The sequence below is a fragment of the Rhodoferax sp. PAMC 29310 genome (assembly GCF_017948265.1).
Taxonomy (GTDB): domain Bacteria; phylum Pseudomonadota; class Gammaproteobacteria; order Burkholderiales; family Burkholderiaceae_C; genus Rhodoferax.
Genome location: NZ_CP072852.1, coordinates 2,748,795 through 2,765,466, shown reverse-complemented (window position 1 = coordinate 2,765,466; position 16,672 = coordinate 2,748,795). Strand labels below are relative to the sequence as shown.

The following is a 16,672-nucleotide window of genomic DNA, read 5'->3' as shown; positions in this document are numbered from 1 at the left end:
CGACCAGTTCCGCGGCCCGCAGCAAGCCATCATGGAGCACGTGGTGGGCGGTGGCGATGCGCTGGTGCTGATGCCCACCGGCGGCGGCAAGTCACTGTGCTACCAGATTCCGGCCATTGCCCGCCAGCAGGCCGGGCAAGGCATCACGGTGGTGATTTCTCCCCTGATTGCCCTGATGCACGACCAAGTGGGCGCCCTGCACGAGGCCGGCGTGAGCGCCGCGTTTCTCAATTCCACGTTGTTGGGCGAAGAGGCCTCGCAGGTGGAAAAGCGGCTGTTGCGGGGTGACATCACCCTGCTGTACGCGGCCCCGGAGCGGGTGACAACGCCACGTTTTCTGGCGCAACTCGATTCCCTGTACGAGCGCGGCCAACTGGCGTTGTTTGCCATTGACGAGGCGCATTGCGTGAGCCAGTGGGGCCATGACTTCCGGCCCGAATACCGCGCCTTGACGGTGTTGCATGAGCGGTATGCCAACGTGCCCCGTATTGCGCTCACCGCCACGGCGGACGCGCTAACGCGGCAAGACATTGTTGAGCGCTTGCAACTGCAGGACGCCGGGCAATTTGTCAGCAGTTTTGACCGGCCCAACATCAGCTACACCATAGTTGAAAAGCGCGAAGCCTCGCAGCAGTTGCTGCGATTCATCGGCACCGAACATGCGGGCGACGCTGGCATCGTCTATTGCCAGTCGCGCCGCCGGGTCGAAGAAGTTGCGCAAATGCTGTGTGACCAGGGAGTTAATGCGCTGCCCTACCACGCGGGGCTGGATGTGGCGGTGCGCCAGACCAACCAGGACCGTTTTTTGCGCAGTGAAGGCATTGTCATGGTCGCCACCATCGCCTTTGGTATGGGCATCAACAAGCCCGATGTGCGCTTTGTGGCGCACCTGGACATGCCCAAAAACATTGAAGGCTACTACCAGGAAACCGGCCGCGCCGGTCGCGACGGCGAGCCCGCCAATGCCTGGATGTGCTACGGCCTGCAAGACGTGGTGAACCAGCGCCGCATGATTGACGAGAGCCCGGCGGGCGAGGAATTCAAGCAGGGCCTGCGCGGCAAGCTGGACGCGCTTTTGGGCCTGGCCGAGGCCACCGATTGCCGGCGCGTGCGGCTGCTGGCTTACTTTGACGAAGCCAGTGAGCCTTGCGGCAACTGCGACAACTGCCTGCAACCACCCGCCGTGTGGGACGGCACGGACGCCGCGCGCAAGCTGCTCAGCACCATTTACCGGCTGCAGCAATCCGGCGGCACCAGCTATGGCGCGGGCCACATCATGGATATCTTGCGCGGCAAAACGACCGAGAAGGTCACCCAGCGCGGGCATGAGTCCTTGAGCACCTTTGGCATTGGCGCCGAATTGTCCGAGCTGCAGCTGCGGGGCGTCTTGCGCCAGCTGATCGCCATTGGCGCAGTGGCGGTGGATGCCGAAGCCTTCAACACCTTGCAACTCACGGATGGCTCGCGGGCCGTGCTCAAGGGCGAGGTGGCGGTGCGTCTGCGCGAATCCCTCTCAAGCCCCGCAGTGCGAAAGCCCCGGCGCAGCGCCACGGCGGCACCCAAGGTGCCGGCGTCGCTGGACGCCGACGGGCAGGAGCGCTATGTGGCCCTTAAGGCCTGGCGCGCCGAGGTGGCCAAAGAGCACAACCTGCCGGCCTATGTCATCTTCCACGACGCGACGCTGGCGGCCATTGCCGAGCGAGCACCGCAGTCATTGGATGACTTGCAGGGCATCACCGGCCTGGGGGCGAAAAAGCTGGAAGCTTACGGCGAAGAAGTGCTGCGGGTGGTGGCCGCCTGATCGGCGCCAGTGGGGCTGCTATTCAGGTCTGTCCCGCGCCGTTACGCACGAAGTGACGCAACCAGACTTCTGTTCGAATTTTGTCGCGGGCATCATAGTCGCGAATGGCTTGCCCGAGTTCGCCTACATCGTTTGTTTCCAGGTCCGCGCCGATGTCCGTCAAGCGCATCGTGTACCACGCAGTGATGCCGCCCTCTGGAGCATCGCTGAACCGGGGGAAATCAGGCGCCAGCGACTGGTCGGCTTGCCAGCGCTTGGGAAGTGATGGCTCCAGGGCGAGTGCGCGAGCCAGACCCACGATGTCGACCGCGCCGCTGGCCACAGCGTCTTGGGCCTGCGTGCGCGTTTTGAAGCCGCCTGTCAGCATCAGCGGCTTGCTCGTCACCGCGCGGGCCCGCTTCGCAAATTCAATGAAATAGGGGCCCTGCCAGGTGCCGTCGGAGGCGGCCTTGGCACCCGGGAAGTAGGTTCCACCGCTGATGTCGATCAAGTCGACTGATGTCTGATCCAGCGCCGCGACCACCTCGAGCGCATCGTGCTCGTCAAAACCGCCCTCCAACTGGTCTGAGGAGTTGAGCTTCACCGCGATGGGGAAGTCGGGTCCGACAGCGGCGCGGGTGGCTGCGATGGACGCCAGCAGAAGCCGCATGCGGTTGGCAATGGCGCCACCATAGTCGTCGCGCCGCTGGTTAAACAGTGGCGAAAGAAACTGGCTGAGAAGAAACCCGTGCGCGGCGTGGATTTGCACACCGCCGAAACCGGCCTGTTGCGCCAGTCGCGCGGTCTTCGCAAATTCCGACGGCAATTGACGAATCTCAGCCAATGGCATTTCAGCGCAGCTCAGACCGGGCAGATCAAGCGCGCTTGGGCCTTTGGGGGTGCTGGTGGGCGAGTAAGCCAACGCCCCGGCATGACCGAGTTGCAGCCAAAGCCCGGTGCCGTTTTCGCCGCCCTGTTGGGCCAACGCCTGAAAGCGGCCCACGTCGGAGGCGTCGTTCAGCACCAGATTGCCGGGCTTCTCTGCGTAGCCCGCGCTGCCTTGCACCTCGCCGATGATAGAGATGGCCAAGCCCCCTTCAGACCAACGCTGGTAGAGCCGGTTCTGCGCTGGTGTGGGGTGCCCCGTGCCATCACCCAAGGAGTCCGACATCGCAGATTTTGCAATCCGGTTCTTCAGGATGACCCCACAGGGCAGTCTCAGTGGGTTGAACAAAATTCCAGGGTCTTGCTTTGAATCTTTCATGGGCAAATTCTATGGGTCGTGCCCCTACCCACGACATTCCACTGCCGCAACACACCGTTGCCGTGAGATTCAATGCTTCGGTGGAGCGAAGCCGGCGGGTATCTTTTGCCTGGCTTCGGTTTTCATCGAAGAAAACAGCTCGACGCCCTTGTAAAGCCTCAATAAGACGCTGCTATTGTCATAGCAGAGCATCGGGCGCTAGCGTCGCTAGCGTCGCTGGTGGTTGGTCGGCGAAGGCCTCAAACGCTTGAATGGGCAGCGGCCGGCTGAAGAAATAACCCTGGTAGGCGTAGCAACCCTGGCTGGCCAGAAAGTCGCGCTGGGCCGCGCTCTCCACCCCCTCGGCAATCACCGACAGCCCCAGGCTGTCTGCCAGTGCCACCACCATCTTGGCAATGGCCGCGTCATTGGCGTCTGTCAGGATGTGGGTCACAAAGCCTTGGTCAATCTTGAGCTGGTCCAGCGGCAGGCGTTTCAGGTACGAGAGAGACGAATAGCCGGTGCCGAAGTCGTCCAGGGAAAATCCGACACCTTGAGCCTTCAACGTGGTCATCTTGCTGATCACGTCTTCGATGTCCGTCACCAGCAGACTTTCAGTCAGTTCGAGCTTGAGACGCTCCGGGTTGGCCCCGGTCTGGGCCAGCACGCTCATCACCTGCTCGACAAAGTCCGGCTGGTGAAATTGACGGGCGCTGACGTTGACGGCGATGGAGAGGTGGGCGCGCTCGGGCCGAAGAGCCCACAGTGCCAGTTGCTGACAGGCCGCCTCCAGCACCCAATGGCCCAGGGCAAAGATCAGTCCGGTTTCTTCCGCCAGGGGAATGAAGTCTGCCGGTGACACCATGAGGCCATCGTCCGGCTGCCAGCGCACCAGCGCCTCGACGCCAGTCAACGCGCCGTTGGCGCCAACTTGGGCCTGGTAATGCAGCACAAATTGGTCGGTGCGAACGGCTTCCCGCAAACGCACCTCAAGGGCAGCTCTGGCGTCCACCACGGCTTGCATTTGAATGTCAAAGAAGCGCAAGGCGTTGCGACCCGCCATCTTGGCCTGGTACATCGCCAGGTCGGCGCGTTTGAGGGGCTCTTCGCCATTTTCGCGCAGGCTGCCTCCAAACAAGGTGACGCCGATGCTGGCCGTGCAATGGCATTCCTGGGCGCCGAGTTTGTGAGGGACGTTCAGGGCGGCAATAATTTTCTCGCCGACGACTTCGGCTTGGCTGCTTGCCTGCCGGTCGTCCTCGTCAAGGTACTCCAGCATCACCACGAACTCGTCGCCGCCCAGTCGCGCAACGGTGTCGCCCGCTCGCACACAACTGCTCAGGAGCTTGGCCACCCGCTCAAGCAACAGGTCACCCAGGTGGTGGCCGCGCGTGTCGTTGATCGTCTTGAAATTGTCCAGATCGACAAACAGCAGGGCGCTTTTGCGTTTGTGGCGGGCTCCGGTGACCATGGCCATGCTCATGCGATCGACCAGCAAGCGCCGGTTGGGCAGGCCGGTCAACGCGTCAAAAAAGGCCAGCCGTTGGACTTTTTCTTCTGACGCCCGGCGCTGCGAAACGTCGACGAAGGTCGCGACGTAGTGAGTCGCTTGTCCCGTCTCGTTTTTGACGCCGGTCACGGTGAGGCCCTGCGCAAACACCTCGCCATTTTTGCGTTGGCTCTGAACTTCGCCCCGCCATGCCCCGGTGCGCGCCACGGTGCGCCACAAGCCCCGGAAGAACGAGGGGTCATGGTGGTCGCTAGCCAGCAGCTTCAGGCTCTGGCCTACCGCCTCCGTGGCAGAAAAACCGGTCATCTCTGTGAAGGCCTGATTGACCCGCAAAATCACCTGATCTTCGTTGAAAATACAAATGCCTTCTTGCCCCTCAAAGGCCGTAGCGGCAATGCGGAGGTCCAGTTCGGCTTGCTTGCGATCGGTGATGTCCCGGGTGACCGACAGATTCACGATCTGGCCCTGGTCGTGCAACGGTGTGGCGTGTGTCGCCATCCATTTTCGGCGCCCCTGGAGGCCCACCGCCTCATACTCCAGTTGCACGGTTTTTCCGGCCAGCACCTGCTGGTGCAGGTCAGAGAAGGCTTGGCAGTATTCGGGTGCAATCAGGCTTAGTACCGGCTTGCCGAGCACGTCGCCCAGCGATGTCGCCTCAACCATTGTCAGGCCGGCAGGGTTCATTTCGATCAGGTTGCCCTTGGCGTCCACCACCTTGATGCATTCCGGTCCGGTTTCAAATATGGCGCGCAGGCGTGACTCGCTGCGATGCGAGGCCTGCTCCGCCACCAGTCGACGTCGGTCATGGCGCGTCCAGCCGACGGCGACGGCAATCAGGGTCAGTATGGCCGCCAGCAGCAGCAGGCTGTTGCGAATCACTGATTCGTGCCAGCGCGCCAATACCGCTGGCATCGACAAACCATAGGTGACGACCACCGGGTAGTCATTGAGCGAGCGATAACTGTAGACGCGCTCAACGTTCTCGGTGTCGCTCTCTTGACGTGCCGTTCCCGTGGGCCAGCTTGGCAGTGCCTCTCGAAACAGTGGCGATTGCGCCCAATCCCGGTTGATGACCGACATTGTGTACGGGGAAGTCACTGCAACTTGACCGGAGGCCAGAAACATCGTCACAATGCCATCGTTGCCCCGGTCAATGGAGTCGTAGAACGCTTGGACGTAGGACGGAAGAACAGAAGCCACAATCACGCCGGCGAATTTGCCGTCTGGCGTGCTGATACGCCGGCTGACGGGCAAAACCCATGGCCCATCAGGTGTGCTCTTTTCAAGGCCGCCAAACACCAACTCCCGGTCCGCACCACGAACATGGCGTAGAAAGTACTCTCGGTCGGAAATGTTACCTGGTGATGCATTTGGGGTCGATCGGGTCGACCATACCAGCGACCCGTTGGCATCACTCACCTCAATCGCATCCAGCAGGCGGTCCGATGGGAGAAGGTCAAGCAGTTGTTCCTGGGTCGCTTGTGGTGAAGACAGGCGCCTGTTCAGCAAGTGGTCAACTTGCACCAAGCGGCCCTGCACCCGCAGCAAGGTTTGACGGGCGTGTTCCTCCAATACGCGGGCCAGATTCTGTGTTTGCGCCTCGGCCACATGCAGCGCAAGGGTTCGCTCGCGCATCAGGCCATAAAGCGTGAGCAAGGCCAGTGCCAGGCAGGCCGCGGCCGCCATGAGCGTGAGGCCAAATTGCGGTGTCCGTTTCATGCTATCGCAAAACCCCGGCTTCCCTGTAGAAGCGCTGTGCCCCAAGATGCAATGGAATGCCCGACTCTTGCGCCGCACGCTGCAAAGTAATCAGCCGGCCTTTGACATGTCCACCCGCCAGTGCTTTTTGGGCGGCCGGTTGAAACAGGGACTTTGTGACTTCATAGATCAAATCGTCTCTGATCTTGTCACTGGTTACCCACAACGCACCCACAGCCAGCGTCTGAGCCGCTGCGGTACCCGGGTAGGTGCCCGCTTCAATAGTGTCGGTCTGAAAGAAAGGACTGGCGGCGCGCAGGCGAGTCGCGGCCGGGCCGTCAATGGGCAACAGCGCCAGTTCAAAACCGCTGCTGGCCAGGTCTGAGATCGCCTGGGCCGGCGCCCCAGCGGTCAAAAAGAAGGCGTCCAGCATGCCGGCTCTCAATCGGTCACTTGCCATGCCGGGTTTGATGTATTCGGCCTGAACATCGGACTCCTTGAGGCCGTAGGCATTGAGCACTTGTCTGGCGTTGATCAGGGTTCCGGAACCAGCCTCATCCAGCGCCACGCGCTTGCCTCTGAGGTCGGCCACGGTCTTGATGCCCGAACCTTTTTTTACCACGATGTGAATGCTTTCCGGGTACAGGTTGGCGATCAGGCGCAAACTCGGGACTGCGGCTTTGTCCGCGAAAATGCCCGTGCCGGCGTAGGCCCAACTGGCCACATCCGCTTGGACAAAGCCTGACTCCAGTGTGCCGTTGGCCACACCAATGACGTTGCCCAAAGATCCATTGCTGGCCTGCGCTGTGACCAGAATTTTGCCTGGCTGACTCACCAACTGGGCCACCAATACACCCACAGGGAAATAAGTGCCGACCGTTCCACCGGTGCCAATGCACAAATACTGTTGGGCATGTACGCTGCTCAGCGTAGCAGCCATGCCGATGAGGCCCCACAACAGTCGTTTTAAATGCATGGCAGTTTCCCTGGCTCGATAGTGAGTGCATTGTGAACGATGTTGCGTGAAACGATCAACGTCGACTCACCTCAACCGAAGGCCTTCCTGCGTTCGGACTGTTTCGTTTGCCACCGCATATGGTGGATTCCACGCCCCAGGTCGGGTAAGCTGACTTCGTCAGCGCAAGTCTGCCGGTTTGGCAGGGTGTGGGCTGGCGGTCCGTCAACCAGGATCAATGCCGCCATGCCACTGAAAACCATCTCCAAAGCCCAGGGCCTTGCCTTGGCACTGTTACTCGCAAGCGCTTTGCCCCTTCAGGCGCAAGATCACCCGATGCCAACGCCAAGTACCGGGCTAATGCCCAATCCGAACTTGGGAAGGCCTTTGTACTCTCAAAACTGCGCGAGTTGTCACGGGGCGATGTTGCAGGGGTCGGACAAAGGCCCGCCATTCCTGCACAAGGTATATGAGCCATCGCACCATGGCGATGCCGCTTTTCAAATGGCGGTCAAAAATGGAGCACGCGCCCACCATTGGCGATTTGGCGACATGCCGCCTGTGGCTGGACTGGATGCCGACGAAGTGGCCTACATCACGGCCTATATTCGAGCGACGCAGCGCTAGGCGGGGATTCAGTAGCCCCTTGCTAGGCCCGAGCGCGTTACTTGCCCAGAATCGGGAACAGCTTAATCAGTCCGTCAGACATGACCTCGACGGCGAGGGCGGCCAAAATCAAACCCATCAGACGGGTCATGACGTTGATGCCGGTTTTCCCCAGGAAGCGGGCGATGGGGTTGGCCAACGAAAAGCAGACAAAGGTGGCCACCGCAATCACGACGCCATAGCCCACCAAAGTCGCCAGTTGCCAAAAGTTGGTCGCTTTGGCGGCGTAAATCACCACGGTGGACATGCTGGCCGGACCGGTGAGCAAGGGAATGGTCAGGGGCACCACCGCAATGCTGGCCCGGGCGGCCGCAATGTTGAGCTCTTCCTCGTTGGTCTTGGCCTCAGCGGGTTGCGCATTCAGCATGGACAAGGCGGCAGTCAGCAGCAGCAAACCGCCTCCGACTTGGAAGCTGGCCAGCGAGATACCGAAAAACTTCAGAATGTCCAGACCCATGATGGCGCAAGTCGCAATCACCACGAAAGTGCTGAACGAGGCCATCCAGATCGTGTGTTTTCGCTGGGCCCGGTTGAAGTCCTGGGTGTAGTGAATGAAGAACGGAACAATGGCCAGCGGGTTGACGATGGCCAGCAAAGTGATGAGGGGTTTGAGGTCCATGGCGTGCGGTCAGAGAAACCGAGACTCTAAGGAGATAGGGCATGACCTGCCTTATTTGGTGTTGTGGCCTATGTTCTGGCGCTACCATCGTCGCTCTGTCCGGGGCTGCAAAGGCTGGCGCCACGGACTGGCAAAATTTTAAATCAATCATTGATAAAGGTCACCTCGGAGCCCCGGGGTGGAACGACAGCTATGACAGACACGAAAGCATTTGGGCGCCGCCAATTGATTGAAACCGCCATGAATCGCGCCCATGCTGGCACCCATCCGGCTGCCGACCCGCCGGTCCGGGTGACGCAGGCCGCACCGGAGGCGACGGAGCCGGTCGCGGCTGCCACACCTTTGCCTGACCCTGTTGAAGACCGGGAGATGCTGGCTCGCAGCTTGGTGAAACGCTGGCGCCAGGCATGGATGCAGCGCGATGTGGAGACTTATCTGGCCAGTTATGGGCCGACATTCACCCCGCCCAAGGGACAGAGCCGGGCGAAGTGGGAGGCTGCGCGGCGCGACAACCTGTCGAGTCGCACCTCAATTGAGGTGGCGGTCGGCGAGCTGCGCACCGAGCCTGTTGGCGAGCAGCAAATGGCCGTTCATTTTCTGCAGGGCTACACCTCGCCCACTTACCAGGAAAAAGCGCAGCCCAAAACATTGTTGCTGGACCAGATGGACGGGCAATGGCAAATTGCCGGCGAATGGTCAGGTGCGTTTCAGAAGGTGTCCGCGCGCGCCGAGTAGACGGGCCGGTTTGGCCTACCGGCGACCAGCGACGTCGACCAAGGCGCCTGTGGTGTAGCTGGCCTGCTCTGACAGCAACCGCACGATGGACTGCGCCACTTCCCTGGCTGAACCCGCCCGTTGCATGGGCACCATAGGCACCAGCCGGCCGGCGCGGTCAGGTTGTCCGCCGGAGGCATGAATATCGGTGTCAATGATGCCGGGGCGTACCGCGTTGACACGAATGCCCTCGTTGGCCACTTCCTGCGCCAATCCCATCGTGAATGTGTCGATGGCGCCTTTGGTGGCCGCATAGTCGACATACTGGCCCGCACCGCCCAAACGAGCGGCGACGCTGGAGACGTTGACAATGCAGCCGCCGGCGCCACCGTGGCGGGTGCTCATTCTCAAAATGGCTTCCCGGGCGCACAGAAAGCTGCCCAGCACGTTGATGTCAAAGAGCCGGCGCAGACGCTCCGTGGTGACTTCGTCGACCCGGCTGGCGACATCCACCACACCGGCGTTGTTGACCAGGGCGGTGAGCGGCCCCAGCTTGGCGTCAATCCGCTTGAACAGGGCTAGCACCTCGGCTTCCACACCCACATCGGCCTGAATTGCCATGGCTTGTCCGCCGCCGGCCCGAATGAGCCGAACCATTTCATCAGCGGCCAGTGAGTTGTGGGTGTAATTGACCGCGACGGCATAGCCGCGTTCAGCGGCCAGCAGGGCAGTGGCTGCGCCAATGCCGCGCGAGCCACCGGTGACTAAAAGAACTTGATGCATGGTGTGGGTGCCTGGATGGGGGAAGTGCGGTAAAACCGGGACTTGGATTCAATCGTAGCGCTTGTTACTTAATACCTAGGGTATGACATGAAGTGGACGTCATTTTTTAAGCATTTGATGGCTGTAGCCCTTTCAAATAGAGCGCAGGCTGCTACAGTTTGTATAGCGTTTTCGGGGCTGGCGAGCGCGGCTCCCTACAGTGGTCCACTGTTTGATGCGCATCTTCATTACAACCAGGAGGCGTGGAACGGGCAAGACGGGCCGCATCCCCCGGCCGATGTGCTGGCGCGCATGCAGCGTAATGGGGTGCGGGCTATTGTGGCCAACTCCCGGCCTAACGACGGCACGTTGACCCTGACCGCGGCGCGGGACGCGACCCGACAAGCTGGCGTGCAGGTTGTGCCTTTTGTGCGGCTGTACCGCAACCGGGCGGACTACACCAACTGGTTCCGGGACGAGACCATTTACACCATGGTGCAGACCGAGTTGGCTCGTGGCACGGCCGCTGGCCCCTATCGCGGGCTGGGCGATTTCACTTGTACAACAGTGCCGACGCCAAGGGTGTGGTGGCTCAGCGACTCATGGCGCTGGCAGACACCCAGGGTTTGGCCGTGTTGGCCCACGTGGATGATGTCGCCATCGATTTGTTGTTGGCCGCAACGCCTAGTCAGGGTAAAAACGTGCGGCTGATCTGGGCACACACCGGCATTGAAGGCGCACCGATCGAGCGGGTGGAGCAACTGTTGAAGCAGTACCCGGGCTTGATGGGGGAGTTGTCCTACCGCCCCGGCTTGACCTGCGGCGAAGCCCTGTGCCCGGCATGGCGTGCCTTGTTGCTCAAGTACCCCACCCGCTTCTTGTTGGGCTCAGACACCTGGGCCAATCAGCGTTGGCAGTCCTACGACGACATCATGCAAACTTACCGAGCCTGGCTGGGCGACCTGCCCTTTGATGTGGCGCAGCAGATTGCATGGGCCAATGGGGCCGCCTTGTTTGGCGTGAAGCGTCCGGCGCCCTGAGGTCCCGTCACCGCGACGAATGCTCAATGTAGCGTTTGCGCCAGAAGTAAATCAGTAGGCCCAGCCCGGTGCTGGCCATCAGGCTCATGGCCAGCCAGAACCCGTTGCTGCGGTGCAGCAGCGGGATGAATTCAAAGTTCATGCCGAAAATGCCGGCGATCAAATTCAGTGGCAAAAAAACCGCCGTGAGCACGGTGAGTGTTCGCATGATCTCGTTGGTGCGGTGGCTTTGTGCGTTGAAATGCATCTGCACCGCGGTTTCGGCGCTTTGCTCCAGCCGCTGAACGTGGTGAACCACCCGCTCAATGTGCTCCAGCACGTCCCGGCTGCGAACTTGAAGCAAGTCGCGCTCGCGTTGGCTCTCGGGCGTGGCCGCTTCGGGCCAGGTTTTGATGGCCTCAATCCAGTCCTGCAAGGCGGCGCGCTGGTCTTCACAAATTTCGTCCAGCTGGTGCAGTGACAGGCGCGCATCCAGCAAGGCGCCCCAGTTATTGAAGCGGGCCTTGGGGTTCAATAAGTCGGTTTGCCAATGGTCCAGCTGGTGAGTGAGTTCCCGGCGCAACTCCAGAAAACCGTCCACCATCTGATTGATGATGCGCAGCATCAGGTCCGCCGAGCCGCTGGGCATGCGTGCACCACCGGCGTGGCTGGTGAGGGCAGCTGCCGCCGTCAGCAACTTGGCGGCGTAGGCGTCTCGCACGGCGCAATCGGTGGGGTGCACGGTCAGCAAAACATGGTCGAACACCGCAAAACCGACCGGGCTGGTGTCAATGCGGCGCAAGATCGGCGGGCCGCTGCGTTTGGTCGCTCGGGCGGGGGCGTTGGGGGGGGGCGCCGGGGCGGACTCTGCTGAACCCGCCGCCAGCCGTCGAAACACCATCACGTCATAGAGTGATGTGTAGTCATAGCGCGATGGCAACTGCTTATTGAGTAGGTCCGAGATGTGCAAATCAACCAACTGGGTGCCGGCCAAGGACTGCAAGACCGCTTGAATCTGACCCTGACTGGCCTCGAATTCGTGTCTGGCGCAGGCGATCCAGACAAAGCCTTGTTCAGGCACCCGCACCTCATGCAGTACGGCCAGATCGTCGGCTTCGGCGACTTGGTGGCCGTTGATGGTGAAAATGCGCATTGTGAACCGTGAAGGCCTATTTTTTGCAGTAAATTGGCGTGTAACCGCCGTCAATCACGCGAGAGTAGCTATGCTTTTTGAAGCAGTCTTGCCGCGTCGCGGGCAAAGTAGCTCAGCACACCGTCGGCGCCTGCCCGCTTGAAGGCCAACAGGCTTTCCAGCATCACCGCATCATGGTCCAGCCACCCGTTTTGAGCCGCCGCCTTGAGCATGGCGTATTCGCCACTGACTTGGTAGGCGAATGTTGGCACCTTGAACTCGTCCTTCACCCGGCGTACCACGTCCAGATAAGGCATGCCGGGCTTGACCATCACCATGTCTGCGCCTTCGGCAATATCCATGGCGACCTCACGCAAGGCCTCGTCCGAGTTGCCCGGGTCCATTTGGTAGACCTTTTTGTTGCTTTTTCCCAGGTTGCCGGCGGAGCCCACAGCGTCGCGAAATGGGCCATAGAAGGCACTGGCGTATTTGGCGCTGTACGCCATGATGCGGGTGTGAATAAGACTGTTGGCTTCCAGCGCTTGCCGAATTGCGCCAATGCGGCCATCCATCATGTCGCTGGGCGCCACAATATCGACGCCGGCTTGCGCTTGAGTCAGTGCTTGCTTCACCAACACCTCAATGGTGGCCTCATTCATGATGTAGCCGTTCTCGGCCGGGTCGGGGTCGGGCAGGCCATCTTGTCCGTGGGTGGTGAAGGGGTCTAGTGCCACATCGGTCATGACACCCAGATCCGGAAACTCTTTCTTGAGCGCCCGCACGACGCGGGGTACCAAGCCGTCCGGGTTGAAAGCTTCTCGCCCGTCAGGCGTTTTTAATGCCCCGTCCACCACCGGAAACAGGGCCATGACCGGAATACCCAACTTGACGCAGTCCTCTGCGACGGGCAACAACAGGTCCAAACTCAGGCGCTCGACCCCAGGCATGGAAGCAATGCCCACCCGTTGATGTTGTCCATCAACAACAAAAACGGGGTAAATCAAATCGTGAGCGGTCAGCGAGTTTTCGCGCACCAAATTGCGGGTGAAAGCGTCGCGACGCAGGCGACGAGGGCGACCCAGGGGGTAAGGAGCATGCATAGTCATGTTGAAAAGTGTACTTGTGGAACGGTTTTTGTCATCGCTGTGAAAAATACTTTAGCCCTTTTCTTGAAGTGGACAGGGTTTTTTGCTAAATTACGTGCAGACAGTTCGCTGTCTCCCGCTTTTCCTCCCTGAGCGGGGCCTTGATGTGTGACAGCAAATAGGCTTACCACCCCAGCCCTCGTGCTGGGGTTTTTTTGGCCTAAACTGAAGCGATGCTCTGGGTCAAATCACTTCACATCGTCTTCGTTGCCAGCTGGTTCGCGGGACTCTTTTATCTGCCAAGAATTTTTGTCAATCTCGCGATGGTGCCCGCCGGGTCTGTCGCCGAGCGGGACCGTTTACTTCTCATGGCGGGTAAATTGCTTCGCTTCATGACGATTCTGGCCGTGCCAGCGATCGCCTTGGGGCTGGTCCTATGGCTTCACTACGGGTTTGGTCGTGGCCCTGGCAACGGCTGGTTGCATGCCAAGCTCTTCTTTGTGATTCTGGCGCTGGGCTACCACCACGCCTGCAGCGTCATGCTGAAGAAGTGGCAAAAGGGCGAGCCGCCACGCAGCCATGTCTGGTATCGCTGGTTTAACGAAATCCCCGTGATTTTGTTACTGGTCATTGTCGTGTTGGTCGTGGTCAAGCCGTTTTAACGCGACCGCCAGATGCATAAGACCTCGGCGTGGCCCTTGGCGCTGGTTTACACAGGCCTCATCGTCTATGCCAGCCTGTATCCCTTCTCCGAATGGCGCTATCAGGGGATCGTCCCCTGGGCGTTTATGGAAGCGGGTTGGCCCAAGTACTGGACCGGGTTTGATGTCGCCTCCAACGTGCTGGGTTACGGTCCCCTTGGGTTTCTTATGGCATTGAGTGCTTTGCGTACCGGGCATGGGCGCATCGCTGTGGCTGGGGCGACAGCTTTGGCGGCCCTGTTGTCTTTCTCCATGGAGTCCTTTCAGGGATTTCTCCCCTCCCGTGTGCCCTCCAACGTTGATTTGGGTCTCAATGTCATCGGGGCTTGGATAGGCGCAATGTTGGCGTGGGGGATGGAGAGACTTGGGATTATCGATCGATGGAGCCGCTTTCGCGCCCGCTGGTTTGTTGCCGAAGCGCAGGGCGGTTTGGTCTTGCTGGCGTTGTGGCCGGTCGCCCTGCTGTTTCCTGCGGTGGTTCCTTTTGGCCTGGGTCAGGTGTTGGAGCGGGTTGAGGGAGCACTGGTTGACGTTTTGATCGATACGCCGTTTCTGTCCTGGCTGCCCGTACGTGAGGTGGAGTTGGCACCTGTCGTGCCAGGGTTGGAGTGGATATCCGTCACGCTGGGACTTCTTATTCCCTGTTTGCTGGGTTTTGGCATTATTCGGGCCTTTGGTCGCCGATTGCTCTTCATGGGGGTCGTCTTGGCCGTCGGAGTCGGCACCACGGCGCTATCAGCCGCTTTGAGTTACGGCCCGGTCCATGCTTGGGAATGGTTTGGTTTGCCCGCCAAAGCTGGCCTGATGACGGCGTTTGTTATTGGCCTCATGTCACTGCCTGCGCCACCCCGAGCCACGGGGGCGCTTCTGGTTCTGGCATTGGGGGTTTACCTGAGCTTGCTGAACCAAATGCCAACCAACCCTTACTTTGCCCAGACCTTGTCGGCGTGGGAGCAGGGGCGATTCATACGGTTTCATGGATTGGCTCAATGGCTGGGATGGATTTGGCCCTATGCGGCTTTGGCGTATGTCATGCGCAGAATTCTGGTGCGCGAGCCAAAAACCTAGAATCTATGCATGACAGAAATCAAACACGATGAATCAGCAAGCGACGCGCCGCCTCCTCAGAGCGCAAGTTACTACAAACGACATATCTTTTTCTGCTTGAACGAGCGAACAGCCGGCGAAGAGTGCTGTGCCACGCACAACGCCCAAGCCGCATTTGACCGGTGCAAGTCCCAGATCAAGGCGGCAGGCTTGTCGGCGCCTGGGCAAGTGCGCGTCAATAAGGCGGGTTGTCTGGATCGTTGCGCGGCCGGGCCGGTCGCGGTGGTGTACCCTGAAGGGGTGTGGTATTCCTATGTCGATCATGATGACATCGACGAAATCGTCGAATCGCACTTGAAAAATGGCAAAGTGGTGGAGCGTCTTCTGACTCCTGCTCACTTGGGCCGTTGAATGTTCTTTGGGTGTCTAACACCTTTCGCCCAGGTCGTCTAACGTGCCTGGGCTTCTTAACTAACGCATGAAAAAAATACTCTTATCCCTAGCTGCGGCAGTCTGCTTTGCGGCTGTCGCCCAAACGCCTCAGGCGCCCGAAATCGCAGCTCGCTCATACCTGTTGTACGACGTGACGGCCAATCAGATTCTGGCAGAAAAAGACATCGATTCGGCCGTTGAGCCAGCATCGCTGACCAAGCTGATGACCGCTTACCTGGTGTTTGATGCGCTTCGCAATAAAAAGCTGGATTTGCAGCAAACCTTGCCCGTGAGCGAGCGCGCCTGGAAAATGCCCGGGTCGCGCATGTTTATTGACCCCAAAATGATGGTTCCGGTGGAAGACCTCATCAAGGGAATGATTGTTCAAAGTGGCAACGACGCCACGGTCGCGCTGGCAGAAGGGGTGGGCGGCAGCGTTGAGCGCTTTGTGCAGATGATGAATGAGCAGGCCAAATTGCTGGGCATGAAATCCAGCAGCTTTAAAAATCCCGAGGGACTGACAGAAGCGGGTCACACCACAACAGCACGTGACCTGAGTACGTTGGCGACCCGATTGATGCAGGATTTCCCAACGTTTGTCGGCTACTACGCGATTAAAAAGTACCGATACCCGGGAACACCGGCTGCCAATGACAATAATCGAAATCTATTGCTTTACCGTGATCCGTCAGTTGATGGATTGAAAACGGGGCACACCAACGCAGCTGGATATTGCCTCATTGCGACCGCCAAACGTGACTTTCCTGGTCTTGGAACTCCTGGTGCTGCGCCTGGCTCGCCTGAGTCGGTGGGCGGTCGCAGACTGCTGTCTATCGTTTTAGGGGCCTCCAGCGAAAATGCGCGGGCCAATGAATCCCAGAAACTGTTGAACTGGGGTTACACCGCGTTTGAGGCCGTGAAACTATTTGATGCCAATCAACCGGTGGTTTCGCCGCCGGTATGGAAAGGTCGTGACGCGGTGGCCAAGCTGGGCCAAGCTCACGCCATTGTGGTGGCCGTTCCTGCCGGCAGCGCAGGAAAGGTGAAAACCCAAGTGGTTCGACCTGATCCATTGGTTGCCCCCATTAAAAAGGGACAACAGATTGGCGTGCTCAAGATCACCAACGGAGATCAACCCCTGGCAGAGGTGCCGTTGATCGCGCTGGAAATGGTCGAAGAAGCGGGGTTAATCGGCCGTACCTGGGATGCCATTCGCTTGTGGATCAAGTAAGTGAGGACGGGGATTCACATTTGCACTTCGTAGGGGTTGCGGGTTTGCCCTTCGACTGATATAGTCGGGTGCTTTTCG

The 16,672-nt window shown here is 59.8% G+C and carries 14 protein-coding genes and 1 pseudogene; 8 read left to right on the top strand and 7 right to left on the bottom strand.

Features of this window, described 5'->3' with window-relative positions:
* Window positions 1-31: 31 nt before the first annotated feature.
* The gene (gene recQ, locus J8G15_RS12805; RefSeq protein ID WP_240538562.1) at window positions 32-1,801 is read left to right on the top strand and encodes a DNA helicase RecQ; all 1,770 of its coding nucleotides are present in this window, start codon (window positions 32-34) and stop codon (window positions 1,799-1,801) included.
* Between the two features lie 22 nt (window positions 1,802-1,823).
* On the opposite strand, the gene J8G15_RS12800 is transcribed toward recQ, so the two are convergent.
* The 3 genes from J8G15_RS12800 to J8G15_RS12790 all read right to left on the bottom strand — a co-directional run bounded on the left by J8G15_RS12800 (window position 1,824) and on the right by J8G15_RS12790 (window position 7,207).
* Window positions 1,824-3,044, bottom strand: a complete 1,221-nt coding sequence (locus J8G15_RS12800; RefSeq protein WP_210542443.1) for an NADH:flavin oxidoreductase/NADH oxidase family protein — start codon at window positions 3,042-3,044, stop codon at window positions 1,824-1,826.
* 178 nt (window positions 3,045-3,222) lie between these two features.
* Complete coding sequence (locus tag J8G15_RS12795; protein ID WP_210542442.1) at window positions 3,223-6,252, bottom strand: EAL domain-containing protein; 3,030 nt, start codon at window positions 6,250-6,252, stop codon at window positions 3,223-3,225.
* Window position 6,253: 1 nt separating this feature from the next.
* Window positions 6,254-7,207, bottom strand: coding sequence for a TAXI family TRAP transporter solute-binding subunit (locus J8G15_RS12790; RefSeq protein ID WP_210542441.1), 954 nt, complete (start codon window positions 7,205-7,207; stop codon window positions 6,254-6,256).
* A gap of 225 nt (window positions 7,208-7,432) precedes the next feature.
* Here J8G15_RS12790 and J8G15_RS12785 point away from each other — a divergent pair, with 225 nt between their 5' ends.
* Window positions 7,433-7,813, top strand: coding sequence for a cytochrome c (locus J8G15_RS12785; RefSeq protein ID WP_210542439.1), 381 nt, complete (start codon window positions 7,433-7,435; stop codon window positions 7,811-7,813).
* Between the two features lie 37 nt (window positions 7,814-7,850).
* On the opposite strand, the gene J8G15_RS12780 is transcribed toward J8G15_RS12785, so the two are convergent.
* Window positions 7,851-8,471: a MarC family protein gene (locus tag J8G15_RS12780; protein WP_210542438.1), complete on the bottom strand. Its 621-nt coding sequence runs from the start codon at window positions 8,469-8,471 to the stop codon at window positions 7,851-7,853.
* A gap of 192 nt (window positions 8,472-8,663) precedes the next feature.
* Between J8G15_RS12780 and J8G15_RS12775 the strand changes: the two genes are divergently transcribed.
* Window positions 8,664-9,206 carry a hypothetical protein gene (locus tag J8G15_RS12775; protein ID WP_210542436.1) on the top strand — a complete coding sequence of 181 codons (543 nt, stop codon included), beginning with the start codon at window positions 8,664-8,666 and terminating at the stop codon, window positions 9,204-9,206.
* Window positions 9,207-9,221: 15 nt separating this feature from the next.
* On the opposite strand, the gene J8G15_RS12770 is transcribed toward J8G15_RS12775, so the two are convergent.
* Window positions 9,222-9,968 carry an SDR family oxidoreductase gene (locus J8G15_RS12770; protein ID WP_210542434.1) on the bottom strand — a complete coding sequence of 249 codons (747 nt, stop codon included), beginning with the start codon at window positions 9,966-9,968 and terminating at the stop codon, window positions 9,222-9,224.
* 117 nt (window positions 9,969-10,085) lie between these two features.
* Here J8G15_RS12770 and J8G15_RS12765 point away from each other — a divergent pair.
* A pseudogene (locus J8G15_RS12765) lies at window positions 10,086-10,987 on the top strand (amidohydrolase).
* Window positions 10,988-10,994: 7 nt separating this feature from the next.
* Here the strand turns inward: J8G15_RS12765 and J8G15_RS12760 are convergent.
* Together J8G15_RS12760 and hemB are read right to left on the bottom strand one after the other, a co-directional pair.
* Window positions 10,995-12,119, bottom strand: coding sequence for a magnesium transporter CorA family protein (locus tag J8G15_RS12760; protein WP_210542433.1), 1,125 nt, complete (start codon window positions 12,117-12,119; stop codon window positions 10,995-10,997).
* A 68-nt stretch (window positions 12,120-12,187) separates the two neighbouring features.
* Window positions 12,188-13,204: a porphobilinogen synthase gene (gene hemB, locus J8G15_RS12755; protein WP_210542432.1), complete on the bottom strand. Its 1,017-nt coding sequence runs from the start codon at window positions 13,202-13,204 to the stop codon at window positions 12,188-12,190.
* A gap of 212 nt (window positions 13,205-13,416) precedes the next feature.
* On the opposite strand from hemB, the gene J8G15_RS12750 reads away from it, so the two are divergent.
* The 4 genes from J8G15_RS12750 (at window position 13,417) to J8G15_RS12735 (ending at window position 16,594) form a co-directional block, all read left to right on the top strand.
* The gene (locus J8G15_RS12750) at window positions 13,417-13,845 is read left to right on the top strand and encodes a CopD family protein (RefSeq protein WP_210542430.1); all 429 of its coding nucleotides are present in this window, start codon (window positions 13,417-13,419) and stop codon (window positions 13,843-13,845) included.
* A gap of 12 nt (window positions 13,846-13,857) precedes the next feature.
* Entirely contained in the window at window positions 13,858-14,952 is a 1,095-nt protein-coding gene (locus tag J8G15_RS12745; protein ID WP_210542429.1) for a VanZ family protein, read from the top strand.
* Window positions 14,953-14,961: 9 nt separating this feature from the next.
* A complete protein-coding gene (locus J8G15_RS12740) occupies window positions 14,962-15,342 on the top strand; it encodes a ferredoxin (protein WP_210542428.1) in 381 nt (126 codons plus the stop codon).
* A gap of 67 nt (window positions 15,343-15,409) precedes the next feature.
* Entirely contained in the window at window positions 15,410-16,594 is a 1,185-nt protein-coding gene (locus tag J8G15_RS12735) for a D-alanyl-D-alanine carboxypeptidase family protein (RefSeq protein WP_210542427.1), read from the top strand.
* Window positions 16,595-16,672: the final 78 nt, after the last annotated feature.